The following is a 25,154-nucleotide window of genomic DNA, read 5'->3' as shown; positions in this document are numbered from 1 at the left end:
ATGGACCAAAAGACGAAGCCGCGTGTCGTCGTCGTAGGTGGCGGTACCGGAATGCCTGTGCTGTTGCGCGGGTTAAAAAATTTACCGATCGACCTCTCGGCAATCGTTACAGTTGCCGATGATGGTGGGAGTTCCGGCCGCTTACGGGATGAGATGGCGATTCCGGCCCCGGGCGATATTAGGAATGTTGTCGCCGCCCTTTCGGATGCTGAACCTATGTTGTTAGATCTTTTTCAGCACCGGTTTGCTTCTGGAAATGGGTTGTCCGGTCATTCGATGGGGAACCTATTGCTTGCAGCCATGGCCTCGATGACAGGGGATTTTTACAAAGGAATCAAAGAAATTTCAAGAGTCCTTAACGTCCGGGGGCATATTTATCCCATTGCCAACCATTCCATGAACCTTCATGCGGAGATGGAAGACGGGACCGTGGTTACAGGCGAATCCAAAATCCCTGAACAAAAGAAAAAAATTAAGAGAGTATACGTGAGCCCTCTCCCGATTCAACCTCTTCCTGAGGCGGTGGAAGCCATCAAATCCGCTGATATGGTCGTGATATCACCAGGGAGTCTTTATACAAGCATTCTGCCGAACATCATCATTCCTGAAATTGGACAAGCTTTAAGAGATACAAAAGCGCAGGTTACGTATATTTGTAATGTCATGACGCAGGAGGGAGAAACCTCCGGTTACACGGCTGGTGATCATATTCAGGCATTATTTGATCATATCGGGTCAGGCGTGTTACAGTCAGTGATTGTGCATAACCGACCGATTGATCAAGGTGTTAGAGCTGCTTATGCAGAAGAAAATGCAGAACCAGTCGTGTATGATATTGAGAGAATTAAATCCATGGGATTGAAAGTTATAGAAGAAGACATCATCGACCATAGTAAGCCTATGTTGCGGCATGACACAGAAAAATTAGCGAAACTGCTGCATTCTATGCTGTAGGCTTTGTATGGTGGGTAGAAGGGGGTGTACATCATGTCATTTGCATCAGAAATCAAAAAAGAATTAACGAATGTAGAAGCGGACACGTGCTGCTTGGAATCTGAATTAGCTGCTCTTGTGCGTATGAATGGAACGTTTTCCCTTTCCAACCGGGAATATATCCTTGATATTCAGACAGAAAACGCAGCAATCGCCAGGAGGATCTACACGTTAATCAAAAAGCTTTATCCCTACCCAGTAGAACTTCTTGTCCGTAAGAAAATGAGGCTCAAGAAGAATAATGTTTATATAGTAAGGATGACAGAAAAAGCGAATGTGGTGCTGGAAGATTTGGAGATCATGAATGGGCCGCTTTCCATCAATCCAGATATTCCAAAAAAATATATGCAAGAAACCTGCTGTAAAAGAGCGTATTTGCGCGGGGCATTTCTGGCGGGCGGTTCTGTGAACAATCCGGAAACCTCTTCGTATCATCTGGAAATTCATTCTTCCGATGAGGAACACAACGAGGCGTTGTGTAAGCTTATGAACAGTTTCGGTTTGCATGCACGAACACTAAGTCGTAAAAAAGGATACATCACTTATTTGAAAGAAGCAGATAAAATCACGGAACTCATTAGCAACATCGGGGCGCACCAGGCGCTATTCAAATTTGAAGATGTAAGGATAGTCAGAGACATGAGAAACTCTGTCAACCGGCTTGTGAATTGTGAAACAGCGAACTTGAACAAAACGATCGGAGCCGCTTTTCGTCAAGTTGAAAACATCAAATTCATTAAACGGACGGTTGGTTTGGAAGCGTTGCCTGATAAACTTCAGGAAATTGCTTCTCTAAGACTTCAACACCAGGAAATTTCCTTGAAAGAGCTCGGGGAATACGTATCCGGGGGTTCGATCAGTAAATCAGGAATCAATCACCGCCTGCGTAAAATCGATGAATTTGCTGAAAAAGTAAGAAAAGGTGAAGTAACAGAAAACACAAGAAATTAATGTTTCTTGTCCAGATTCATGCTATAATGAAATACAATTATAAACGCTTTCTTTAAGAGAGCGTTCTTTTTCCTTAGAGTTGAATCCGCTTACAAAATATGAGAATTTCAAAATATAGGAAGAGAGGGGAATGATACGTGATTGAACGAATGGTAAAAATTGAACTGGAAACGGGCTTGCAGGCAAGACCCGCTGCACAATTCGTACAGGAAGCTAATAAATTTACCGCTGACGTTTTCATAGAGAAAGGTGAAAAGAGAGTCAATGCGAAAAGCATCATGGGTTTAATGAGTCTGGCCGTAGGCACAGATGAGGAAATTAAATTGATTGCTGATGGTTCGGATGAGGAACAGGCGGTACAGGTACTTACTGATTTCGTCACCAATGATTAATATTCAAGTATGTGAAAAAATGAACGTTCTCATATGAGGGAACGTTCTCATGCCCATCAAAAAAACCGCTGTGGACCCACAGCGGTTTTTTACGTTTACTTATTTCTCGTTTTTCTCCATAACCTTATCAATCAAACCATATTCAACAGCTTCGTGTGCGGACATGAAGTTGTCGCGGTCCGTGTCACGCTCGATGACTTCCATCGGCTGTCCTGTGCGCTCTGCAAGGATTTTATTGAGCTTCTCACGCATTTTGATGATGCGTTTGGCATGAATTTCAATATCCGATGCCTGACCCTGTGTACCACCAAGGGGCTGGTGAATCATGACTTCACTGTTCGGTAGTGCATAACGTTTTCCTGGTTCTCCGGCGTTCAGTAGGAAAGCTCCCATAGAAGCCGCCATACCTGTACAGATGGTGGATACGTTCGGCTTGATGAACTGCATCGTATCATAGATTGCCATGCCGGCTGTGATCGATCCACCTGGAGAGTTGATGTATAGGGAAATATCCTTTTCCGGATCGTCTGCTGCAAGGAAAAGCAATTGAGCGACGACAGAGTTTGAAATGTTATCATCGATCGGGCTTCCAAGCATGATGATACGGTCTTTAAGTAAGCGGGAGTAAATATCATACGCACGTTCTCCGCGGTTTGTTTGTTCAATGACTGTAGGGACTAAATTCATTTGAAATTCCTCCTTAACATCAAATTAATAATGATGGAATACATTCATCATACCTTTAAGGTCAATAAAGGTCAAACAAAAACAATCGACCTTTTTCCTGTATTTCAGCAGGGGTGTTTTAATATCTAAGTATGAAAAAAGGCTCTACTTTTTCGTTCTATGTGAAGTGTTCCGATTCCTCCTACCATCATACCCTAAAATTGCCCATATAAACGTCCTGAACTAGAATTATCGTATGAAACAGTAGAAGGAAAGTAGAGGTAGAGATCAGTTGAAGAATCATTATCGAGCTCCCCCTCTTGATCATCCTCTGACATGATCTTTGTTTGTTTCATTCGCAGACTCCACATGTCTCCCCCTCTTAAGGATAGAGTTTTTGAACTCTCCCATTTAAACGATTAGCCATAATCTGAGCATCGATCGTACAATGTTCGTTATGAGAAAGTGAGAACGGTATAAAGAGGAAAGGTGAAACTTCAAAGGGGTGTGCGCCAGGCGAGGCCCAAAGAATTTTAGAAGGAGGACGTCCTGTGGCAAGCGAATCTTTGTCTACCCCCTGGAGGTGCGCCTGTTTTTTCGGAACTCAAGGGTGAACAAAGGCAAAGTTTTCTTGAAGATTGAAAAAATGGGTTGTGTTTTTGGAGTATTATCCTTATAATATAATTTGCATGTCGCTTTTGCGCCCGTAGCTCAGTTGGATAGAGCGGTAGATTCCGGTTCTACGTCTGTCGGGGGTTCGAATCCTCTCGGGCGCGCTAATTGGAAGGATCATCCTTATTATGTAAGGATGATCCTTTTTTTTACAGAAAAATCATTATATTAATATCATATACCCCCTCAAAGACCACAGTTACACTTATGTAATTTGAATAAAGATTACACAGAAACCTCACAAGAATTATACGAACGTTTATTTGGGTATATTATCTCGATGTAGTTTCTTTCCTGGTTTTTCTATGTTATGATTTAATAAATAAAGTCAGACTTTTCGCTTTATTTAGAAGAGGGGTATTTATGACAAACTTAATCCGTTACAAAATGTTGTCGACTGAGGAAGTTTCTGAAGACAGGCGGATTCATGTGTTCGACATGCAGGAGCAGCAAAAGTTATCCTTCAATTACGAGTCATTAAAACGCACACCCGAGAATTACGTAGGCGAAGAGTTAGCGGATTTTTTGAATAAACGTAAGATGAAAATCGATAACGGTTTTTACGATAAGAAAGGACACGCCTCGTGAAGCGTGTCTTTTTTTGCTGGTTCTTATAAAGTTTGCTGTTGATATTTATTAACTGGATACGGAACTTTCCTTATAAGGAAGCAATGGTTGAATCGTTTATTTCGAATTTTAGTTGAGCGGAAGGACTCCGGGTAGTCACTCGTTTGCCACGGGAATTCACACGAAGTGGGGGCGATATGAGTACAGGATTTAATCGAACTTCCTCTCTTTAAGTCTCTGCGAACTTCTTCCTTTGGGGCCATACCAAGCACTCTCTTCCTCTTTGGTATCCAATTCTGGCGCCTGGTGACTAGAGAGGTTTCCTTCGCTTCTGAACGATGAAGCAAAACAAACTTTTTCCAAGGGGAATTTGTGAGAATGGATGAAGGTCGGGGGCTTTGATAAACTAGGGGTAGAAATGGATGTAGAGTAAGGGAGGATATGGCATGTCTCTGGTTTTATTGTATGTCAAAGAAAACTGCGGGTTGTGTGAGGAAGTGAAGAATCTTTTAACCTTATTTGACACCCAGGTTGACGTCGTTGATATTGAAAAGGACCCTTTGCTTCTTGAGAAGTATATGCTGGAGGTTCCGGTGTTGAAAATAGGTGAAGAAGAGCTGGATTATCGACAGATCGATTACGTGGAGCTGATGAAGCGTTTACAATGAAAAACGTTGAGTTTTACGCTTGCACCTGGACACCCCCACTGTTAATATAAAATTGAAATAAGATATTTTTTTGCTCCGAGCGGGACATAATACGACTAGCTGGGACGCATTACATCCCGCTAGGCACCATTTCAAAAAAGGGGCTTTTTCCATGAGAGCGTTCATCGACTTACAAAGAAAATTATTCCCGGATGTTCTGGAGGTTATTCAACGGCGCTATCAGCTGTTGTACCACATTCAGATCATGCAGCCTGTAGGACGAAGAGCGTTAGCAGAAAGTGTTGAACTTGCTGAGCGTACAGTCCGGAGTGAAGTGGACTTTCTGAATAAACAAGGAGCTGTAGAAATCACTTCAAGGGGGATGCACTTGAGTTATGAAGGGCAGAACATACTTGAGCAGCTGTCAGAGTTTATTAAAGAGGTCTCGGGGATAAAGGTTTTAGAACAACAATTAAAGGATAAATTAAATTTAGACTATGTCGTTGTTGTTCCAGGTGATAGTGATGAGCTCAATTGGGTAAAACAAGAGATGGGAAAAGCATGTGTCCAATATTTGAAAGAACATATGTCACCAGACCAGGCCATTGCCATTACGGGTGGAACTACAATGGCTTCTGTCGCACAGGTGATGACGCCGCTTTCCGGAGCTGACCAGTGCTTATATGTTCCAGCACGTGGGGGCCTTGGTGAAAGAGTTGAAAATCAGGCCAACACCATTTGTGCTGAAATGGCGAAGAAAGCGAGAGGTGACTATCGTCTGTTATATGTACCCGATCCTTTGAGTGAGGAATCCTATCAGACGATAAAAGAAGAACCTTCGATCAAAGAAGTGTTGGACATCATCCGTAACGCTGAAATCGTCATCCACGGTGTTGGAGACGCACTCACGATGGCAGAACGTAGAAAAACCTCTCCCGAGCAATTGGAACTGATCAAAGAACATCATGCTGTTGGTGAAGCTTTTGGTTACTATTTCAATGTGAATGGTGAGATCGTTCACAAGGTTCGCACTGTCGGATTGCAATTAGAAGATTTGAAGCGTGCGAATCATGTGATTGCTGTCGCTGGAGGCCGTTCAAAAGCTCAGGCCATCTCATCTTATTTCCAGCCGGGTCAGAGTAATGTCCTCATCACTGATGAAGGCGCAGCCCAAGAGTTAATAAGGGATTTATCCCTTTAAATAAATATGATTTCAATCATCCTAAGGAGGAATTTTGCATGACAGTAAGAATTGGTATTAACGGATTTGGACGTATTGGACGTAACGTTTTCCGTGCTGCATTGAACAACAATGAAGTTGAGGTAGTAGCGGTAAACGACTTGACAGATGCGAACATGCTTGCACACTTGCTTCAATACGATACTGTACATGGTAAACTTGAGCAAGAAGTAACAACGAATGGTGACAACCTAATCGTTGGTGGTAAGGAAATCAAAGTACTTTCTGAAAAAGATCCAGCTCAACTTGGTTGGGGAGATTTTGGTGTAGATATCGTAATTGAATCTACAGGTCGCTTCACTCAGCGTGACGATGCGAAGAAACACTTGGATGCAGGTGCTAAGAAAGTCGTTATTTCTGCTCCAGCTAAGCAAGAAGATCTTACAGTCGTTATGGGTGTTAACGAAGACCAGTACGACAAAGATTCTCACCACGTTATTTCTAACGCTTCCTGCACAACGAACTGCCTAGCTCCATACGCTAAAGTTCTTGATGAGAAGTTCGGTCTTAAGCGCGGTATGATGACAACTGTTCACTCTTACACGAACGACCAGCAATCCTTGACCTTCCACACAAAGATTATCGTCGTGCTCGTGCTGCTGCAGAAAACATCATCCCAACAACTACAGGTGCTGCACAAGCCGTGGCAAAAGTTCTTCCACACCTTGATGGTAAGCTTAGCGGTATGGCTATGCGTGTACCAACGTCTAACGTTTCTATCGTAGACTTGGTAGCTGAGCTTGATAAAGATGTAACTGCTGAAGAAGTGAACGAAGCTCTTCGTGCAGAAGCTGAAGGCAACCTTAAAGGAATCCTTGGCTACAGTGACGAGCCACTTGTTTCTACAGACTACAATGGAAACACACACTCTTCTGTAATCGATGGTCTTTCTACACTTATTCTTGAAAACAACATGGTTAAAATCGTTTCTTGGTATGACAACGAAACTGGTTACTCCAACCGTTGTGTAGACTTGGCTGTATATCTTAAAAACCAAGGCTTGTAATATCTGAGTCTTAGTAGAAAATACTATGAAAAAGCTGGAAAGGAGGAGGTCTCAGGTCCTCCTCCTTTATCCATGTTTTTTCCGTTCCTGCTTATCGGCGTTTCTGCATAATGAAACTGTGGAAACGTACATATGGGCAGGCGTTGAACCTGACCACAAACCAAGGAGGTTGTCATTCTATGAACAAGAAAACAATCCGCGATGTTGAAGTACAAGGAAAAACGGTCTTCTGCCGTGTTGACTTCAACGTTCCGATGAGTGAGGGTGAAGTCACTGATGACACACGAATCAGAGCGGCTCTCCCTACAATCAAGCACCTGACTGGAAATGGTGCAAAAGTCATTCTTGCCAGTCACCTTGGCCGCCCGAAAGGGGAAGTTGTCGAAGAACTTCGCCTTGACCCTGTGGCGAACCGTCTGAGCGATGTTCTTGGACAGACGGTTACCAAGACGGATGAAGTGTACGGCGATGAAGTGAATAAAGCCATTTCCGAAATGGAAAACGGCGATGTCCTTCTTATTGAAAATGTGCGCTTCCACCCAGGTGAAGAAAAGAATGATGCGGAATTAGCCAAAGCTTTTGCAGATATGGCTGACCTCTATGTTAACGACGCATTTGGAGCGGCACACCGTGCGCACGCTTCTACAGCAGGTATTGCCGAGCATATTCCGGCTGTTGCAGGTTTCCTGATGGAAAAAGAAATCAATGTTCTAGGTAAGGCCCTATCTAACCCAGAACGTCCATTCACAGCCATCATTGGTGGTGCGAAAGTAAAAGATAAAATCGGTGTCATCGACAACTTGATCGATAAAGTTGATAACTTGATCATCGGTGGAGGTCTTGCTTACACATTCGTAAAAGCACTAGGTCATGAAATCGGTAAATCGCTGCTAGAAGAAGATAAAATCGATTTAGCTAAAGAATATATGAAAAAAGCAGAAGAAAAAGGCGTCAATTTCCTTATGCCAGAAGATGTCGTTGTTGCTGATGATTTCTCTGATTCTGCTAATAAGGAAGAAGTAGGAATCGACAGCATCCCAGCCGACTGGGAAGCGCTGGATATCGGTCCGAAAACAAGAGAAAAATATGCAAAAGTCATTAAAGATTCTAAATTGGTCATCTGGAACGGACCTATGGGCGTCTTTGAAATCGAATCTTTTGCTAACGGTACAAAAGCTGTAGCGAATGCTCTTTCTGAAACAGATGGTTATACGGTCATCGGTGGAGGAGACTCTGCAGCAGCCGTTGAAAAATTCGGATACGCGAATGATATGGACCACGTTTCCACTGGTGGCGGGGCATCCTTGGAATTCATGGAAGGTAAAGATCTTCCTGGTGTATCTTTGTTGAACGATAAATAAAAAGGAGAGGTGAAACCATATGCGTAAAAAAGTAATCGCAGGTAATTGGAAAATGAATAAAAACCACCGTGAAGCGGAAGATTTTATTCAAACAGCAAAGAATGAAGTTCCTTCTTCAGAGCAGGTAGAATCGGTTGTTTGTGCTCCATTTCCTTTTCTGCAAAAGCTTGTAGAGGAAACAGAAGGCACAAGCCTTAAAATCGGAGCTCAAAACATGCATTTTGAAGAAAGTGGTGCTTTCACCGGTGAAGTAAGCCCGGTTATGCTGAAAGAACTTGGCGTTTCTTACGTAGTTCTTGGTCACTCCGAGCGTCGTGAAATCTTCAAAGAAACCGATGAAGAGGTCAACAAGAAAGTCCATGCGGCATTCAACCATGGCCTGACTCCAATCATTTGTGTAGGTGAATCATTGGAACAGCGTGAAGCGAATGAAACGATGAACGTTGTTGAAACCCAGGTGAAAAAAGCATTGGACGGTTTGACAAACGATCAATGTGCGGAAACGATCATTGCTTATGAACCAATCTGGGCGATTGGTACCGGTCGTACAGCAACCTCTGAACAAGCCAATGAAGTTTGTACACATATCCGCAAAGTCGTCAGTGATTACGTCAGTGCAGATGCTGCAGAGGCTGTCCGCATTCAGTACGGTGGCAGTGTGAAGCCTGCTAATGTTGATGAACTTCTTTCTCAGTCCGACATCGATGGTGCTCTAGTAGGAGGAGCCAGCCTTGAAGCTGATTCTTTCCTAAAACTAGTGGAGGCAGGTAAGAATGAGTAAGAAAAACCTTGCTGCCTTAATCATCCTTGATGGCTACGCTCTTCGTGATGAAGAGAAAGGGAATGCTGTCAAACAAGCGAACACCCCAAACTTTGATCGTTACTGGAACCAATTCCCCCATTCTCAATTAACGGCATGCGGGGAAGCTGTAGGACTGCCAGAAGGTCAAATGGGCAACTCTGAAGTTGGACACTTGAACATTGGCGCAGGCCGTGTCGTCTATCAAAGTCTTACAAGAATCAACCTTTCCATTCGTGAAGGGGATTTCTTTGAGAATGAAGTGCTGCTGAACGCGGTTCGTGAAGCGAAAGCGAAAGATAAAGCTCTTCATATTTTCGGTCTGTTATCTGATGGTGGTATCCATAGTCATATCGACCATATGATCGCTACCTTGAAGCTGGCGAAAGAAGAAGGGCTCGAGAAAGTTTTCATCCATGCCTTTCTAGATGGCCGTGATGTAGGTCAGAAATCGGCTAAGACTTATATCAAACAGACACAGGAAGCGATTGAAGAAGTGGGCGTTGGCCAAATCGCTACCCTATCTGGTCGTTACTACGCGATGGACCGTGACAATCGCTGGGAGCGTGTCAAGAAAGCTTATGATGCCATTGCCTACGGTGAAGGCTCGACGTACAAGGATCCAATCAAAGCCATCGACGATTCTTATGAGCAGGAAGTGTATGATGAGTTTGTGGAGCCTGTTGTTCTAACAGATGAGGACAACAACCCAATCGGAAAAGTAGAAGATGAAGACAGTATCATTTTCTTCAATTTCCGTCCAGATCGCGCCATCCAGCTTTCTCGTACATTTGCAAATGACGACTTTGACGGTTATGAGCGTGGAGACAGAGCACCGAAAAACCTTCACTTTGTGGGAATGACGCAATACAGTGACCAGGTCAGAAGTAAGATTGCTTTCCCTCCGAATGACTTGAAAAATACAGTCGGGGAAGTCCTTGCTGACAATGACATGAAGCAGTTGCGTATCGCTGAAACAGAAAAGTATCCACACGTGACGTTTTTCATGAGTGGCGGCCGCGAAAAAGAATTCGAAGGGGAAGAGCGCATCCTCATCGATTCTCCGAAAGTAGCGACGTATGATCAGAAACCAGAAATGAGTGCTTATGAAGTTACAGATGCTCTTCTTGAAGCACTGGATGCTGAAAAGCACAACGCCATCATTCTAAACTTTGCCAATCCTGATATGGTTGGACACTCAGGGATGCTTGAGCCGACTATTAAAGCGATTGAAGCCGTGGACGAATGCTTAGGCAAGATCGTAGATAAGATACACGAAAAAGGTGGACATGCAATTATAACCGCTGACCATGGGAACTCTGATGAGGTGACGACCTTGGATGGAGACGCTATGACAGCTCATACAACAAACCCTGTGCCCGTCATTGTAACGAAGGATGGGGCGGAACTCCGTGATGGAGGAATTCTTGGTGATCTTTCACCAACATTGCTGGAGCTCTTGAATGTTGAACAACCTGAAGAAATGACAGGAACATCACTCATTAAAAAATAAGGGAGAGATATTCATGCCTTACATTACTGACGTATATGCACGTGAAGTCCTTGACTCTCGTGGTAACCCAACTGTTGAAGTAGAAGTTTATACAGAATCCGGAGCCTTCGGTACAGCACTTGTTCCAAGTGGTGCTTCCACTGGTGAATACGAAGCGGTAGAACTTCGTGATGGTGACAAAGAACGTTACCTTGGCAAAGGCGTACAAAACGCTGTTGATAACGTAAACGAAAAGATTGCTCCAAACCTTCTAGGTATGGACGTAACACAGCAAGTCATCATCGACCAGATGATGAGAGAGCTTGACGGTACAGAAAACAAAGGAAACCTTGGTGCGAACGCTATTCTTGGCGTATCCATGGCTGTTGCTCACGCAGCTGCAGACGTTGTAGGTCTTCCACTTTACAAATATCTTGGAGGATTCACAGCAGCTACGCTTCCAACACCAATGATGAACATTGTAAACGGTGGAGAGCACGCGGATAACAATGTAGACATCCAGGAATTCATGATCATGCCTGTTGGCGCGCCGACATTCAAAGAAGCGCTTCGCATGGGTGCTGAGATTTTCCACGCTCTTAAGAAAGTACTTGGTGGCAAAGGCTACAACACGGCTGTAGGTGACGAAGGCGGATTCGCTCCGGACCTTGGTTCAAACGAAGAAGCTCTATCTACAATTATCGAAGCGATCGAAGCGGCTGGTTACAAGCCAGGCGAAGAAGTGCAGCTTGCAATGGACGTTGCCTCTTCTGAGATTTATGAAGATGGTAAGTACAACCTGAAAGGTGAAGGTGTGGTACGTACGTCTGAAGAAATGGTTGATTGGTATGAAGAGCTTGTGAACAAGTATCCAATCGTTTCCATTGAAGATGGTCTTGATGAAAACGACTGGGAAGGTACAAAACTTCTTACAGACCGTATCGGAGACCGCGTACAGCTTGTCGGTGACGATTTGTTCGTAACAAACACAGAGAAGCTAAGCCGTGCGATTGAAGAAGGCGTTGGCAACTCCATTCTGATCAAAGTGAACCAAATCGGTACACTTACTGAAACCTTCGAAGCAATCGAAATGGCGAAGCGCGCTGGTTACACAGCTGTCATCTCTCACCGTTCTGGTGAAACAGAAGACGCGACAATTGCAGACATCGCTGTTGCGACAAATGCGGGTCAAATCAAAACAGGTGCTCCATCCCGTACGGACCGCGTAGCGAAGTACAACCAGCTTCTTCGTATCGAAGACCAGCTGCTTGGAACTGCAACATATGCGGGCAAGAAAGCATTCTACAACTTGAATAAATAATGTTTACAAAAAGCCTCTCTGATTATTCAGAGAGGCTTTTTTCTATGGTATGATGGTACATATATTTACTAGTAGGAGAACCAGAAGTTATGAAAAGAATCATTCGTATTATTTTAGGATTAATGGTCCTGTATGCTCTTTATACAGGGTACTCAGTATGGAATTATGGGCAGTCGGAAGATTCTAAAGCGGACGCCGCGATTGTATTGGGAGCCGCCCAATGGAATGGGAAGCCAAGTCCTGTCTTTGAAGGACGTCTTAAACAAGGGATTGAGCTGTACAAGGATGGTAAGGTTGAATTCCTGATCCTTACCGGTGGCAAAAGTGAAAAAGCCGCTTCCTCTGAAGCTGAAGTCGGTAAATCCTATGCCATGGAACACGGAGTAAATGAAGAAGATATTCTGTACGAGGATCGTTCTCTGATTACAGAAGACAATTTGAGCAATGCCAAAGAAGTGAGTCATGAAAAAGGAATCCATTCTTTTCTCATTGTCAGTGATCAGTTTCATTTGAAAAGGGCTGTTGCCATGGCGGAACAATTAGATATGAAAGTGGAAGGTGTTCCGACTCAATATTCTGCTTATAAAAGCATGGAAACTAAGGTTCCTTTCTTTTTAAGGGAATGGGGATACTGGATGGGGCAGCCGGTGACAAACTTGATTATTTTGTGAGGTGTACGTGATGGATTTGCTGGAGGCGATTCGTTCCCGCCGTTCTGTTCACGAGTATCAACAGGGAAAAGTGAAAGAGGAGGTACTGGAGCGAATATTTTCTGAGGCTGCCTGGGCGCCGAACCATCGGATGAAAGAACCCTGGAAGATACGGTTGTATCAGGATGAAGGGGTAAAGGAGTATGCCAGGTGCGTCTTGGAGAGTTATGAGCGGGAGGGGTTCTTTGCAGGATATGATCCTGAAAAAGCGCATAGCCTGCAAGAAGGAATTCGAGATTTTTTATTGAACATCCCTCATCATGCATTAGTTTATATGGAAAAGGATAGGGACGTCCGTAAGTATGAAGAAGATTATGCTGCCGTATGTGCTTATATACAGAATGTTCAGCTTCTTGCGTGGGAGGCGGGGGTAGGTATGCTGTGGACAACAAGTCCGTATCTCCATGATGAGAAATTTTCAGAGGAGGTCGGTCTCGACGTCGATCGATATAAATTGGTATCGGTTTTGCAAATAGGCTTGCCGAAACGCATCCCTAAACCGAAAACCCGTACACCCATCCATCAAAAACTCTCCATTTATAATGAAAATGAAAAAGCTGACGCTTGATTAAGCGTCAGCTTTTTTATGATCGTCTTTCGAGTGTTGTTCATCAGGCAAAGGGTCTACCGTGTGTTTGTATTCGTATCCTTTAGAGACAGCCATGCCGAACATGGCGGCAATCCCAAGCACAATGGCGATACATACGATCATGATCACAGTAAATGTCATGGAAACACATCTCTTTCTTTACGAAAACTTGCCGAACATTATTCGGCACAATCCTATTGTCCCACACTCAGATCACAAATACTACTTGGTCTCCGTTTTTTCTTTAACGAATGCAACAACTTCTTCTGCCGTGCCCATAGAAAGGATCTGCTCTTTATAGGAAGTCCATTCCTTTCTGGATAGATCTCTGATCTGTGTACGGGCAGGAAGGATGGAGGTTGCGCTCATGCTGAACTCATCCAATCCAAGTCCAAGAAGAAGTGGAATAGCAATTTCGTCACCCGCCATCTCTCCACACATGCCGGCCCATTTGCCTTCGGCGTGTGCAGCTTCAATAACATTGTTGACAAGGTTAAGAATAGCCGGGTTATAAGGCTGGTACAGGTATGATACACGTTCGTTCATACGATCAGCAGCCATTGTATACTGGATCAAGTCATTGGTTCCGATACTGAAGAAATCGACTTCTTTTGCGAATTGACGGGCAATTACTGCTGTTGCAGGAATCTCAACCATCATGCCGACTTCGATATCATCAGCAATCGAGTGACCTTCTTCTTTAAGGTTTGTGCGCTCTTCATCGAGGATCGCTTTTGCCTGACGGAATTCTTCCAAGGTAGCAATCATTGGGAACATGATTTTCAAGTTTCCATGGACGCTGGCACGCAGTAGGGCACGCAGCTGAACACGGAAGATGTCATCACGTTCTAGGCAGAGTCGGATCGCACGATAACCTAGGAACGGGTTCATTTCTTCAGGGAGGTCCAGGTAATCAAGCTCTTTATCGCCACCGATATCAAGTGTACGGACAACGACAGGCTTGTTCTCCATCTGTTTCAATACAGAAGAGTACGCATCAAACTGTTCTTCTTCTGTAGGAAGTTGACTTTTACCCATATACAGAAATTCTGTACGGTAAAGTCCGACACCTTCACCACCGTTATTTAAGACGCCTTCTACGTCGTCTGGTGTACCGATATTCGCAACAAGCTCGACATGGTCGCCTTCAGACGTAACAGTCGTTTCATCTTTAAGCTTGGCCCATTCCTGCTTTTGCTTTTCGAAGTCGTCTTGCTTCTGTTTGTATTCTGCAATTTGGTCTTCGTTCGGATCGATGATGACATCGCCATTGATTCCATCGACGATGATCATGGTATCCTTCTCAGCTTGAGAGGTGATGTTTTTCGTACCGACCACGGCAGGAATCTCCAGGGAACGAGCCATGATAGCAGAGTGGGAGGTACGGCCGCCGATGTCAGTCGTAAATCCTTTTACGTATTGTTTATTCAATTGAGCGGTATCTGAAGGAGTCAAATCGTCCGCAACGATGACAACTTCTTCATTGATTAAGGCTGGATCCGGGAATGTAACTTCCAGAAGGTGAGCCATGACACGTTTTGTCACGTCATTGATATCAGCCGCACGTTCGCGCATATATTCATTATCCATGTTCTTAAACATATCAATGAACATGTTCGCTGTCTCAGAAAGAGCAGATTCTGCGTTCACGTTGTCGCTCTTGATCTTATCTTCGATCGGTTGAATCAATTCAGGATCGCTCAACACTAAGAGATGGGCAGAGAAAATTTCAGCGTGCTCATCACCCAATGATTTTCTCGTATGTTCTTTGATTTTTTCAAGCTCTGATTTTGAAGTTTCCAAAGCGTCATGCAGTCGTTTAACTTCTTGTTCCGGTTGGTCGATATCTTTCTTTTCGAAAGAAAGGTCCGGCGCTTCCAGGCGGTATACTTTAGCGATCGCTATACCGCTGGAAGCCGCAATACCTTGAAGCTGTGTCATGCTGTTATTCCCCCAGGTTCTCATTCTTCATAGTTGTTTCCAAATGATCAATTGCTTCTTGTTCGTCACTGCCTTCAGCTGTGATCTTCACTTCAGCGTCTGCAGGGATTCCAAGGCTCATGATGCCCATGATGGATTTAAGGTTCACGGATTTTTCTTTGTAATGTAGGTTGATATCTGACTCGTACTTACCTGCGTTTTGTACAAGTACAGTTGCTGGACGAGCGTGAACACCGTCTGACGATGTAATTTTGAAAGTTTTTTCTACCATTATTATTCCTCCTTGAAACATGCTCTTGTTTATGAGTTACCCTAACTTTATTATTTTAAGCCTTTTGAAGGTCTTTTTTCAAGAATCCTACAACAATTGCTGAAAGAATTGTACCGGCAATGATGGCCGCAAGATAAAGGACCACTTGCATGAATCCACCTTCAACAAGTGGAGCTACGATGATCCCGCCGTGAGGGGCTCTCAGACCGATTCCGAATAGCATGGTAAGCATACCTGTTAATGCACTACCGGCAACCATTGAAGGAATGACACGAGCTGGATCGGCCGCTGCAAACGGAATCGCTCCTTCTGTGATGAAAAATGCTCCAAGCGGGTAAGCCGCTTTACCTGTTTCACGTTCTTGTTTTGTAAATTTATTTTTGAAAAGTGTTGTTGCTAATCCCATGGCAAGCGGTGGAACCATTCCACCAGCCATAGCTGCAGCAATGAACGTATAGTTTCCTGCATCAAGTGCTGCGATACCGAATGTATAGGCTGCTTTGTTAACAGGTCCGCCCATATCTACAGCCATCATACCTCCGACGATCAGTCCTAGAAGGGCAAGGTTGGATCCGCTCATATTCTCCAGGAAGTTGAAAAGAGCTGTATAAACACTAGTAAGAGCCGGGTTGATGAGTAACATGATCATACCTGTACCAAAAATAGCAAGGACAGGGTAGAAAAGTACCGTCTTCATTCCATCTAATATAGCTGGCAATCCTTCGAGCCACTTTTTAATGAGTAAAGTAATATAACCGGCAAGGAAACCTGCAATTAAACCGCCAAGGAAACCAGAACCATTGCCCGCGTTCTCGTTGGCTGTCTGCGTAACCGCGATCAATCCACCAACCATACCTGGAGCAAAACCTGGCCGATCGGCAATGCTTGATGCGATGAACCCGGCAAGAACAGGGACGAGAAGGAAGAACGCATTTCCGCCACCGATAATGCTGAGCATTTCAGCGAATCGGTTATATTCAGCGTTCGAAGGATCCGCTGAATTAATACCCCAGAAGAAGGAAATCGCGATTAGTATTCCTCCACCAACAACGAAAGGAAGCATGTTCGATACACCGTTCATCAAATGTTTATAGAATCCTGTACGCTGACCTTTTTCCTGAGAACTTTCTTTTTGTTCGCCTGTGCTTTGATAAATAGGAGCATCTTTCTTTGTGGCTTTTTCAATCAATTCCTTCGGTTCGTGAATCGCTTTAGCCACAGGTACTTCAATAACAGGTTTCCCTTGGAACGCTTCCATGTCCACCTTCGTATCTGCAGCTACAATAATAGCATCAGCTTCAGCGATATCTTCATGTGTTAAACGGTTTTTCACTCCGCTTGAGCCATTGGTTTGAACTTTGATGTTCACACCCATTTCTTTTGCCGTCGCTTTCAATTTATCAGCAGCCATATACGTATGCGCAATACCAGTCGGACAAGCAGTGACCGCTAAAATTTTCCCTGAGCTCTGTTCTGTTGTTTCTTCTTCCTCATCTTCAGCTTCTTTTGCATTGATCGCTTCAATGACATCTGCTTCTGTTTTGGCAGCTTCCAATTGCTTACGGAAATTATTATCCATTAAAAAGGAAGAGAGACGGGAAAGTGTTTCTAAATGTGTATTGTTTGCTCCTTCGGAAGCGGCAATCATAAAGAATAGATTGGTGGGCTGTCCGTCCAGCGATTCATAATCCAACCCTTCCTGAGAGCGTCCAAATGCGATGGCCGGGTCTTTAACAGAGGCCGTTTTCGCATGGGGGATGGCAATTCCTTCACCAATCCCTGTGGTGCTTTGTTGTTCTCTCGCCTCAATGGCCTTCTTGAATTCATCCCGATCATTCAGCTTTCCGGCTTTATCTAATTGACCGACAAGCTCATCAATCGCTTCCGGTTTTGAAGAAGCCGACATGTTCAAAGCGATGGTTTCTTTCGTTAATAAATCTGTGATTTTCATGGTTAATCACTCCCCATTATTTATAGTTGAAACATGGATTTGCTCAAGCAGTTGTTCCACATCTTCTTTTTGGCAGAGGTCATCCTGGAAAGCGGTGGCACTGCCGGCTGCCACTCCATATCGAAAGGCGTTTTCAATTGTTTCATCCTTTTCCAGTGCAGCAAGGAAGCCTGAGACAACGGAATCGCCTGCTCCTACTGAGTTCTTCACTTGACCTTTGGGTACATTGGCAAAAAGCTGGCGGTCGTGCCCTGTATAAACGGCACCTTCACCTCCCATGGATACGATGACGTGTTCCACACCCTGTTCGGTAAGCTTCTTTCCATACATGGCAGCTTTTTCTTTAGTATCTATCTCAACATTGAAAAGCTCCCCCAATTCATGATGATTCGGCTTCAATAGAAAAAGAGGCTGCCCCAGCAGTTGTTCCAAAGCTTTTCCTGAAGTGTCGGCTATAATTCTCACATCATTCTCTGCGCAGATGGATGCCATTGTAATATAAAAATCCGCTGGCAGAGAGGAGGGGAGGCTTCCGGCCAGCACAAGTGCATCTTCACTGGTGAGGTTGCTTACCTGGTCTAACAACTCTCTTTGGAGATCTTCTGAGATATCAGGTCCCGGCCCGTTGATTTCGGTTTCACCTGAACTTTTCAGCTTAACGTTCACCCTTGTGTTCTGAGCAGTATCAATAAAGGCATGGGCAATGTCTTCCTCATCTAGAAATTGCTGGACAAAAGTACCTGTAAATCCTCCGATATAGCCTAATGCCTTTGTTTTAACCTCCAGGCGGGACATGACGCGGGAAACGTTGATCCCTTTGCCTCCTGGATAATAGAACGTTCCTTTGGCGCGGTTCAGCGCTCCGGGTTCAAACCCTTCGACGTTCATAATGTAATCGATCGAAGGGTTCAAAGTACATGTGTAAATCATGTTGTCACAACCTTTATATTCGTTATATCGCGGTAGTCTTCCATAGGTTCACCGCTATCGTTGGTAATAATCGATGATTCTTTCAAATCAGCAAACTTCATGAAGGAAACTTTCTCAAATTTAGAATGATCGACGAGTACATAACGATTCTTGGATAAGCTCAATGCCATCTGTTTAATCGCCGCCTCCTCTGGATCTGGCGTTGTAAAACCATCCTGCGCAGTTACTCCATTGGCTCCCATGTAACACTGATCAAATCGGTATTGCTGAAGGTTCTGAATAGCACCTGCCCCAACAACTGCCCCTGTCTGATGTTTCATCAAGCCGCCCAAAACGTAGGTTTTGATTTTGTGAGCATTCAATGCGTCTAGATGAGTCAAACCATTCGTAACGACAATGATGTCTTTTTCCTTAAGGAACGGGATCATTTCATAAGTAGTTGAACCTGCATCGATGAAGATGCAGTCACCATCCTGGACAATAGATGCTGCGAATCGTGCGATCTTTTGTTTTTCTGTGTGAAACTTCGTGAGTTTTTCACCCATGGTCGGTTCTTCACTGGTTGAACTCCGAAGTGACGCCCCGCCATGCACACGTCGAAGCAGACCTTGTTCTTCCAGCTGGTCTAAATCGCGGCGAATGGTGGATTCAGATGCTCCTGTGACTTCGACCAATCGTTTGATTTTAGAAGTGTGATCGTTTTTGACAGTTTTTAGTATAAGTTCTTGGCGTTCTGGAGTAAGCATTTCCCTACACTCCTTGCTTGTTATCTAATTTAATCATAAAGAAAACCCTTACAAAAATCAACCATAATCTTTCAAAAGTAATCAAAAACAATCACTAATTTTCATGAACGATCAAATGAGGGATAGGATTCATGCGAATGGATCTTAAATGACAGGAGGAGAGTAAGGGGCTGTGTACTCTTTTCAGACTTCAAAATTCGCTTGCTGATGATGGGCATTTGTGCTACATTTAAACTAGTTATCTGTACGTTTTTAGGAGGTGTGGGCACATCATGGAAACACTTACGATTACTTTACTGACCATCAATACCATTGCGATGATTGTTCTTGTACTATTGCAATCAGGAAAGAGTGCCGGTCTTTCAGGAGCTATTTCTGGTGGAGCGGAACAACTATTCGGAAAGCAGAAAGCGCGGGGAATCGACGCCTTCCTTCACAAGGCTACTGTGGTGACAGGTGTTCTTTTCTTTGTTTTAGCTTTTTTGACTGCATATATCCTTGGATAATCAAAAAAACTGTGCCTCCCCAAAGGAGCACAGTTTTTTTATTATTTCCCCCCTGTTTCCGCTTTGCGGAAAGCTTGTGTCTGAATGAGTGTTAAAGGTTCTCATGCAACATGTGCCAGGGGAGCGTAATTTTGGTAAAATAGAATCCATTGCACTTTAGAATGAAATCTTAAAATAAGGACATAGATGAAGTAAGGAGAGAATGACATGAAAATTAAACAACCTCAGCCATTTACGTTTGAGGAAGGAGAACGTGCGGTATTATTATTACATGGTTTTACCGGTCACTCGGCAGATGTACGTATGCTCGGACGTTTTCTTCAGAAGCATGGCTATACGTCTCATGCGCCCATATACGCCGGGCATGGGAAAGAGCTTGAAGCCTTGATTGATGCCAGACCTGAAGACTGGTGGGCAGATGTCCAAAGCGCCCTTAACCATTTGCGGGAGCTTGGGTATAAGAAAATTGCTGTCGCTGGTTTGTCTCTAGGTGGAGTACTGGGTCTGAAGCTCGCTTATTCCGAACCAATCAAAGGGATTATTACAATGTGTTCGCCTATGTTTTTCGACAATGAAAAACAGTTGACCCAGGGGTTTGAGTTTAAAGCACGCCAGTACAAGCAACTGGAAGGGAAAGATAAAGAAACCATCGACTATGAAGTAGAGGAACTGCTGAATGAATCGGAAGAAATGTTCAAACAATTGGGCGGGTTCATTACAGAAGTTCATCATGAGATCGATCAAATTTATACCCCTGCTTTTGTCGTACAAGCAGAAAATGATGAAATGATTAATACGGATAGTGCAAACTATATTTATGAACAAGTAGAATCCAATCAAAAAGATATTAAATGGTACAAAAACTCTGGTCACGTCATTACGATGGACAAGGAAAAAGAGCAGTTGCACGAAGATATTCTCGCTTTCCTCGAGTCTCTCGACTGGTCTTGACTGGAGTGTTGTCCTTCATTTAAAAGGAGGTAAGACAATTGAGTATAGAGTTGAAACAGCAAATTTCAAACTTTTTCAAAGAAACAGCATCGAAGCCATTATCTGTACAAGAGCTTGAAGAGACGCTGGAGCTTGGAAGTTCCGACGACTTCAAGGACCTCATGAAGGCACTCAATGAGCTTGAAGAAGAAGGAGAACTAGTGCGGACAAGAAAAAACCGCTTCGGTCTTCCTGAGAAAATGAATTTGATCCGCGGTCGTATTCAAATGCATGCGAAAGGGTTCGCCTTTCTCATTCCCGATGAAGAGGATAAGGATGACGTATACATTCACCATTCTGATCTTCATTCATCTATGAATAACGATAAAGTCCTTGTACGGATTGAGAAAAGAAAAGAGGATGGAACACGCCCTGAAGGAACCGTGATCCGAATTCTTGAACGGGCGACGACACGCGTAGTCGGGACCTACGAATCCAGCCGGAATTTCGGGTTTGTCATTGCCGATGATAAACGTATCCCTAATGATATTTTCATCCCGAAGAGTCAGAATAACGGGGCGATCGACGGTCATAAAGTTATCGTGAACATTACGAAATTCCCAGAAGATCGAATGAGCGCGGAAGGTGAAATTGTAGAAATCCTCGGTCACAAAAATGATCCAGGTATTGATATTATTTCGATTATTCACAAGCACGGCATCAAAATGGATTTCCCGGAAGAAGCCCTGCAGCAAGCAGCTGACACACCGGATGAAATCAATCCAGATGAAATTAAGAATCGCCGGGATCTGAGAGATGAAACCATTGTTACGATTGATGGAGCCGATGCTAAGGACCTTGACGATGCAGTTATGGTCAAAAAACTCGACAACGGCAATTATAAGCTGGGCGTTTCCATTGCAGACGTCACATATTATGTAGAAGAAGGATCGCCGATTGATCAGGAAGCGCGTGAGCGAGCGACAAGTGTTTACTTAGTAGACCGGGTCATACCTATGATCCCTCACAGGTTATCCAACGGCATCTGTTCCCTGAACCCGCAAGTGGATCGTCTAACCTTGACGTGTGAAATGGAAATTAACAGCCGCGGGGAAGTCGTGAACCATGAGATTTTCCAAAGTGTCATTAAAACCAATGAACGTATGACTTATAAAGATGTGAACAGCATTCTTCAAGATGAAGATCCTGAATTGATCCAGAAGTATGAAGAACTTGTACCGATGTTCAGGGACATGGAGAAACTTGCGAGTATTCTTAGAGGAAAAAGAATGGGGCGCGGCGCTATTGACTTTGACTTCAAAGAGGCGGGCGTCGTAGTGGATGAAGAAGGAAAAGCGGTGGATGTTCGCTTGCGTGAGCGTTCCGTTGCTGAGCGGTTGATCGAAGAGTTCATGCTGGCAGCCAACGAAACGGTTGCTGAACACTTCCACTGGATGGATGTTCCATTCATTCACCGTATTCACCAGGATCCAGATGAAGATAAACTACAGAACTTCTTTGAGTTTGTCGCCAACATGGGGTACTCTGTCAAAGGCACGGCAGACAATGTTCATCCACAAGCCTTGCAGAAAGTGCTGGAAGAAGTGAAAGATACGCAGGAGGATATGATCATATCCAAACTGATGCTTCGTTCCATGCAGCAGGCGAAATATGACCCGCAAGGTCTCGGTCACTTCGGTCTTGCGACAGATTTCTATACACACTTCACATCTCCAATCCGCCGGTACCCGGACTTGATCGTCCACCGTCTGATCCGCACGTATTTGGTTGAGAAAAAGCTGGATTACAAAACACGGAAGCACTGGAAGGATCAAATGCCGGAAATTGCCCGTCACTCCTCAGAAATGGAAAGAGCAGCCGTTGATGCGGAGCGGGAAACAGACGACTTGAAGAAAGCCGAGTTCATGCAGGACAAAATCGGAGAAGAATTCGAGGGTGTCATCAGTTCGGTCACTAGCTTCGGCATGTTTGTTGAACTTCCGAATACAGTAGAAGGTCTCGTCCATGTCAGCACCCTGACCGACGATTACTATCATTACCATGAAAAACAATATGCGATGATTGGTGAGCGTACAGGGAATGTCTTCCGTATAGGTGATGAAGTCACCATCAAAGTGACGAACGTCAACATAGAGGAACGAGTCGTTGACTTTGAGATTGATGGCATGAAGCCGAGGAAAGAACGGAAGCGTCCGGAGCGTCCGAAACAGATCAAGTCCAAAGGACCTGATCGTAACAAAGATAAAAAGAAGAACAAGCAAAAAGGGAATAAGCCTTTCTATAGAAATAAAGGTGTTCCGAAAAAAGGAAATAAAAAGAAGAAAAAATAAGAAAAACGCGCGAAGGATTTCGCGCGTTTTTTCTATGGGAGTTAAGCACTGATCGCGTCTTGGACAGTTGCTACATCCTGTTCATTTAAATAACGGGAAGAGTTGGCCATATCCAATTTCACGTATCGGGCCCATTGAGAAAGTTCATCTTCTTCCACCAGGTGATTGTTCATAATGCTTCCTTCGTTTTCAGAGCAAATATGATAAGAGACGAACAAGCGCCCCTCCATTAATTCACGGTCATGAGAAACAGATACGATCGTCCATTGGTCTTTCGTTGTTTGTTCCCAATCCGCTGCCAGGGCATCTTCTGTTGTTAAGGAATAAAACGCAGGTTCATTATGATCAAAATATACGATTTTCCCTTTTTCATCTTTCACAATATATCCGGAATTCTTCCATGTATGACGTTCCAAAGCATGACCTTCATCTAACAGCTGAGCGGCTTGCATAAAGTTCATAGTCTTTAATCCTTTCTTGCGTTAAAATATTTCCTTAAAGGATTCTAAATACTATGAAGGTACTTGTCAATATGAGCAGAAGTATTTCTATAATTATGCCTTTTTCCATGTGCCATACAGGATCCACGGGTTCTGGACGTCGTAAGCCTCCAGGTCAGGAATCTTCTTGAATCCGCAATCAGAGAAGTCAATCCAACAGCCGACGTGCTCAGAGTGCTCTGCCCAATGGTGGAGAACCGTCTCGAACCAGCCTGGTTGTTGATAATGATCGTCCCAAAAGTATTTCACATGAGAGTAATCATATTTCTTTGTGTCCTTCTTAATAACGATGAAGCGCTGTTGATCAGGACTTTCAAAGAACGCGCATTCCTTCAGATATTCGTCGGTGAACAACGCAGGGTCATAGGGGAATGGATAATAACATTCGTAAGGGAATATCTCCAGAGCATTTTCCTGTAAATGATTCAAGAGTTCGCGTTTTTTGTTTAAGTCATGGACAGGCGTCCAGATAGGACCGGGCGTGTGTCCAGTGATTCGTTCAGGGCGCTTAAGTACGAGGTAATGAATGATAGGTCCCTGCTCAATTCCCAGTTTCTCGAGGACGCGTCGGGCAGGGAGGTTTCCGAGATGTGTATTCGCACCGATCCAATGGACTTGAGGATCGTCCTTTAGGGCATTCACAATGGGTTTTAATAGTTCGGTAGCATTCCCTTTCATCTGAAAACGCCGGTCACTCCGGAGACGCCCAAGCATGGCGAATTTCCCCTGGCCGAACAAACTGTACCCACCGACGGCAACCAATTGTTCCCTATGAAACAGACCAAAAAGTTCATGGCTTTCCGATGTGATCAGACGGTCGAAAATTCTGACCACATAGTCGTCTTCAATCCCAGTATCCATTTTCTTCAGGGATGGGTAGTCTTCCATGGTTAAAGGCTTAACATTCATCACTTGTTCCATATGTTCGATCTCCTTTATCGTACAGGTCTCTTTAATATTCTCACAGGCAGACCTTTGAAGTCTATTTTTAAAACCAGAATCCCCATATGTTCGATCAATTGGAAATGGACGAGTATTTTGGTACAATAAAGGGACGCAACAGAGGAGGAAAAGCTATGCCTAGAGGACATGGAAAAACGTTAGCTCAAAATAAAAAAGCCCGTCACGATTTTGCCATAGAGGAAACTTTTGAAGCGGGAATCGTATTGCAGGGGACTGAAATCAAATCGATTCGAAACGGGCGGTTGAACTTGAAAGACAGTTTTGCCCGCATCAATAAAGGGGAAGTATACCTGCACAACATGCACATTTCTCCATATGAGCAGGGGAACATTTACAATCATGAACCGACACGTGCACGCAAACTATTGCTCCATCGTAAAGAAATAAATCAGCTGATCGGCCAAACTCAGCAAAAAGGGTATTCGCTGGTTCCATTGAAAGTTTACATTAAAAATGGTGTGGCGAAAGTATTGGTTGGTGTCGGTCGAGGGAAAAAGAAATATGATAAGCGTGAAGACTTGAAGCGGAAACAGCAGAATCGCGAAATTGACCGTGCCATTAAGGATAGTCTTCGATAAGAATCTCCTGAGCTTGAAAAATAATATATTTGTGCTATAATGTTTATTGTCGTCATTACGACATGGATCAACAGCTTGACT

General features: G+C 44.0%; 25 protein-coding genes, 1 tRNA gene and 1 pseudogene. 18 read left to right on the top strand and 9 right to left on the bottom strand.

Features of this window, described 5'->3' with window-relative positions; all coding sequences use genetic code 11:
• The 3 genes from ACXADE_RS15605 (at position 1) to ACXADE_RS15595 (ending at position 2,336) form a co-directional block, all read left to right on the top strand.
• The gene (locus ACXADE_RS15605; protein ID WP_474981353.1) at positions 1–954 is read left to right on the top strand and encodes a gluconeogenesis factor YvcK family protein; all 954 of its coding nucleotides are present in this window, start codon (positions 1–3) and stop codon (positions 952–954) included.
• Between the two features lie 33 nt (positions 955–987).
• Positions 988–1,944, top strand: a complete 957-nt coding sequence (gene whiA / locus ACXADE_RS15600) for a DNA-binding protein WhiA (RefSeq protein WP_474981352.1) — start codon at positions 988–990, stop codon at positions 1,942–1,944.
• Positions 1,945–2,081: 137 nt separating this feature from the next.
• A complete protein-coding gene (locus ACXADE_RS15595) occupies positions 2,082–2,336 on the top strand; it encodes an HPr family phosphocarrier protein (protein ID WP_474981351.1) in 255 nt (84 codons plus the stop codon).
• Between the two features lie 99 nt (positions 2,337–2,435).
• On the opposite strand, the gene clpP is transcribed toward ACXADE_RS15595, so the two are convergent.
• Positions 2,436–3,023: an ATP-dependent Clp endopeptidase proteolytic subunit ClpP gene (gene clpP / locus ACXADE_RS15590; RefSeq protein ID WP_474981350.1), complete on the bottom strand. Its 588-nt coding sequence runs from the start codon at positions 3,021–3,023 to the stop codon at positions 2,436–2,438.
• A gap of 679 nt (positions 3,024–3,702) precedes the next feature.
• On the opposite strand from clpP, the gene ACXADE_RS15585 reads away from it, so the two are divergent.
• The 11 genes and pseudogenes from ACXADE_RS15585 to ACXADE_RS15535 all read left to right on the top strand — a co-directional run bounded on the left by ACXADE_RS15585 (position 3,703) and on the right by ACXADE_RS15535 (position 13,385).
• Positions 3,703–3,778: transfer RNA gene (locus ACXADE_RS15585), tRNA-Arg, on the top strand.
• A 259-nt stretch (positions 3,779–4,037) separates the two neighbouring features.
• Positions 4,038–4,262, top strand: coding sequence for a hypothetical protein (locus tag ACXADE_RS15580; RefSeq protein ID WP_474981349.1), 225 nt, complete (start codon positions 4,038–4,040; stop codon positions 4,260–4,262).
• A 425-nt stretch (positions 4,263–4,687) separates the two neighbouring features.
• Positions 4,688–4,909 carry a glutaredoxin family protein gene (locus tag ACXADE_RS15575; protein WP_474981348.1) on the top strand — a complete coding sequence of 74 codons (222 nt, stop codon included), beginning with the start codon at positions 4,688–4,690 and terminating at the stop codon, positions 4,907–4,909.
• Positions 4,910–5,060: 151 nt separating this feature from the next.
• Positions 5,061–6,089 carry a sugar-binding transcriptional regulator gene (locus ACXADE_RS15570; RefSeq protein ID WP_474981347.1) on the top strand — a complete coding sequence of 343 codons (1,029 nt, stop codon included), beginning with the start codon at positions 5,061–5,063 and terminating at the stop codon, positions 6,087–6,089.
• A 38-nt stretch (positions 6,090–6,127) separates the two neighbouring features.
• A pseudogene (gene gap / locus ACXADE_RS15565) lies at positions 6,128–7,134 on the top strand (type I glyceraldehyde-3-phosphate dehydrogenase).
• Between the two features lie 179 nt (positions 7,135–7,313).
• Entirely contained in the window at positions 7,314–8,495 is a 1,182-nt protein-coding gene (locus ACXADE_RS15560; protein ID WP_474981346.1) for a phosphoglycerate kinase, read from the top strand.
• 19 nt (positions 8,496–8,514) lie between these two features.
• A complete protein-coding gene (gene tpiA, locus ACXADE_RS15555) occupies positions 8,515–9,276 on the top strand; it encodes a triose-phosphate isomerase (protein WP_089651370.1) in 762 nt (253 codons plus the stop codon).
• Complete coding sequence (gpmI, locus tag ACXADE_RS15550; RefSeq protein WP_474981345.1) at positions 9,269–10,807, top strand: 2,3-bisphosphoglycerate-independent phosphoglycerate mutase; 1,539 nt, start codon at positions 9,269–9,271, stop codon at positions 10,805–10,807. Before tpiA ends, gpmI begins: the two co-directional genes overlap by 8 nt.
• Before the next feature lie 13 nt (positions 10,808–10,820).
• On the top strand, positions 10,821–12,107 hold the full coding sequence (gene eno, locus ACXADE_RS15545; RefSeq protein ID WP_226591942.1) for a phosphopyruvate hydratase: 1,287 nt from the start codon (positions 10,821–10,823) through the stop codon (positions 12,105–12,107).
• An 89-nt stretch (positions 12,108–12,196) separates the two neighbouring features.
• On the top strand, positions 12,197–12,778 hold the full coding sequence (locus ACXADE_RS15540; RefSeq protein WP_474981344.1) for a YdcF family protein: 582 nt from the start codon (positions 12,197–12,199) through the stop codon (positions 12,776–12,778).
• A gap of 10 nt (positions 12,779–12,788) precedes the next feature.
• Positions 12,789–13,385 carry a nitroreductase family protein gene (locus tag ACXADE_RS15535; protein ID WP_474981343.1) on the top strand — a complete coding sequence of 199 codons (597 nt, stop codon included), beginning with the start codon at positions 12,789–12,791 and terminating at the stop codon, positions 13,383–13,385.
• Here the strand turns inward: ACXADE_RS15535 and ytzI are convergent, their stop codons facing one another.
• From ytzI to ACXADE_RS15505, 6 genes are all read right to left on the bottom strand, one after another.
• Positions 13,386–13,547, bottom strand: a complete 162-nt coding sequence (gene ytzI / locus ACXADE_RS15530) for a YtzI protein (RefSeq protein ID WP_474981342.1) — start codon at positions 13,545–13,547, stop codon at positions 13,386–13,388. It abuts the gene before it with no gap.
• Positions 13,548–13,628: 81 nt separating this feature from the next.
• A complete protein-coding gene (gene ptsP / locus ACXADE_RS15525; RefSeq protein ID WP_474981341.1) occupies positions 13,629–15,347 on the bottom strand; it encodes a phosphoenolpyruvate--protein phosphotransferase in 1,719 nt (572 codons plus the stop codon).
• Between the two features lie 4 nt (positions 15,348–15,351).
• The gene (locus ACXADE_RS15520) at positions 15,352–15,618 is read right to left on the bottom strand and encodes a phosphocarrier protein HPr (RefSeq protein ID WP_474981340.1); all 267 of its coding nucleotides are present in this window, start codon (positions 15,616–15,618) and stop codon (positions 15,352–15,354) included.
• A 55-nt stretch (positions 15,619–15,673) separates the two neighbouring features.
• Positions 15,674–17,569 carry a PTS fructose transporter subunit IIABC gene (locus tag ACXADE_RS15515; RefSeq protein WP_474981339.1) on the bottom strand — a complete coding sequence of 632 codons (1,896 nt, stop codon included), beginning with the start codon at positions 17,567–17,569 and terminating at the stop codon, positions 15,674–15,676.
• 6 nt (positions 17,570–17,575) lie between these two features.
• Positions 17,576–18,499, bottom strand: coding sequence for a 1-phosphofructokinase (pfkB, locus tag ACXADE_RS15510; protein ID WP_474981338.1), 924 nt, complete (start codon positions 18,497–18,499; stop codon positions 17,576–17,578).
• Positions 18,496–19,245 carry a DeoR/GlpR family DNA-binding transcription regulator gene (locus ACXADE_RS15505; RefSeq protein ID WP_474981337.1) on the bottom strand — a complete coding sequence of 250 codons (750 nt, stop codon included), beginning with the start codon at positions 19,243–19,245 and terminating at the stop codon, positions 18,496–18,498. The genes pfkB and ACXADE_RS15505 overlap by 4 nt, the downstream gene beginning before the upstream one ends.
• Before the next feature lie 272 nt (positions 19,246–19,517).
• Here ACXADE_RS15505 and secG point away from each other — a divergent pair, with 272 nt between their 5' ends.
• From secG to rnr, 3 genes are all read left to right on the top strand, one after another.
• Positions 19,518–19,751: a preprotein translocase subunit SecG gene (secG, locus tag ACXADE_RS15500; protein WP_474981336.1), complete on the top strand. Its 234-nt coding sequence runs from the start codon at positions 19,518–19,520 to the stop codon at positions 19,749–19,751.
• Positions 19,752–19,958: 207 nt separating this feature from the next.
• Positions 19,959–20,702: an alpha/beta hydrolase gene (locus ACXADE_RS15495; protein WP_474981335.1), complete on the top strand. Its 744-nt coding sequence runs from the start codon at positions 19,959–19,961 to the stop codon at positions 20,700–20,702.
• 38 nt (positions 20,703–20,740) lie between these two features.
• Positions 20,741–23,032 carry a ribonuclease R gene (rnr, locus tag ACXADE_RS15490; protein WP_474981334.1) on the top strand — a complete coding sequence of 764 codons (2,292 nt, stop codon included), beginning with the start codon at positions 20,741–20,743 and terminating at the stop codon, positions 23,030–23,032.
• 41 nt (positions 23,033–23,073) lie between these two features.
• On the opposite strand, the gene ACXADE_RS15485 is transcribed toward rnr, so the two are convergent.
• The gene (locus ACXADE_RS15485) at positions 23,074–23,493 is read right to left on the bottom strand and encodes a Thoeris anti-defense Tad2 family protein (protein WP_474981333.1); all 420 of its coding nucleotides are present in this window, start codon (positions 23,491–23,493) and stop codon (positions 23,074–23,076) included.
• Positions 23,494–23,586: 93 nt separating this feature from the next.
• Entirely contained in the window at positions 23,587–24,453 is an 867-nt protein-coding gene (locus ACXADE_RS15480; RefSeq protein ID WP_474981332.1) for a GNAT family N-acetyltransferase, read from the bottom strand.
• A 155-nt stretch (positions 24,454–24,608) separates the two neighbouring features.
• On the opposite strand from ACXADE_RS15480, the gene smpB reads away from it, so the two are divergent.
• Entirely contained in the window at positions 24,609–25,073 is a 465-nt protein-coding gene (smpB, locus tag ACXADE_RS15475; RefSeq protein WP_474981331.1) for an SsrA-binding protein SmpB, read from the top strand.
• Positions 25,074–25,154 lie beyond the last annotated feature (81 nt).

The sequence above is a fragment of the Halobacillus sp. ABR2_026 genome (assembly GCF_056158545.1).
The sequence above is the reverse complement of the archived record's forward strand: the minus strand, read 5'-3'. Positions and strand labels throughout refer to the sequence as shown.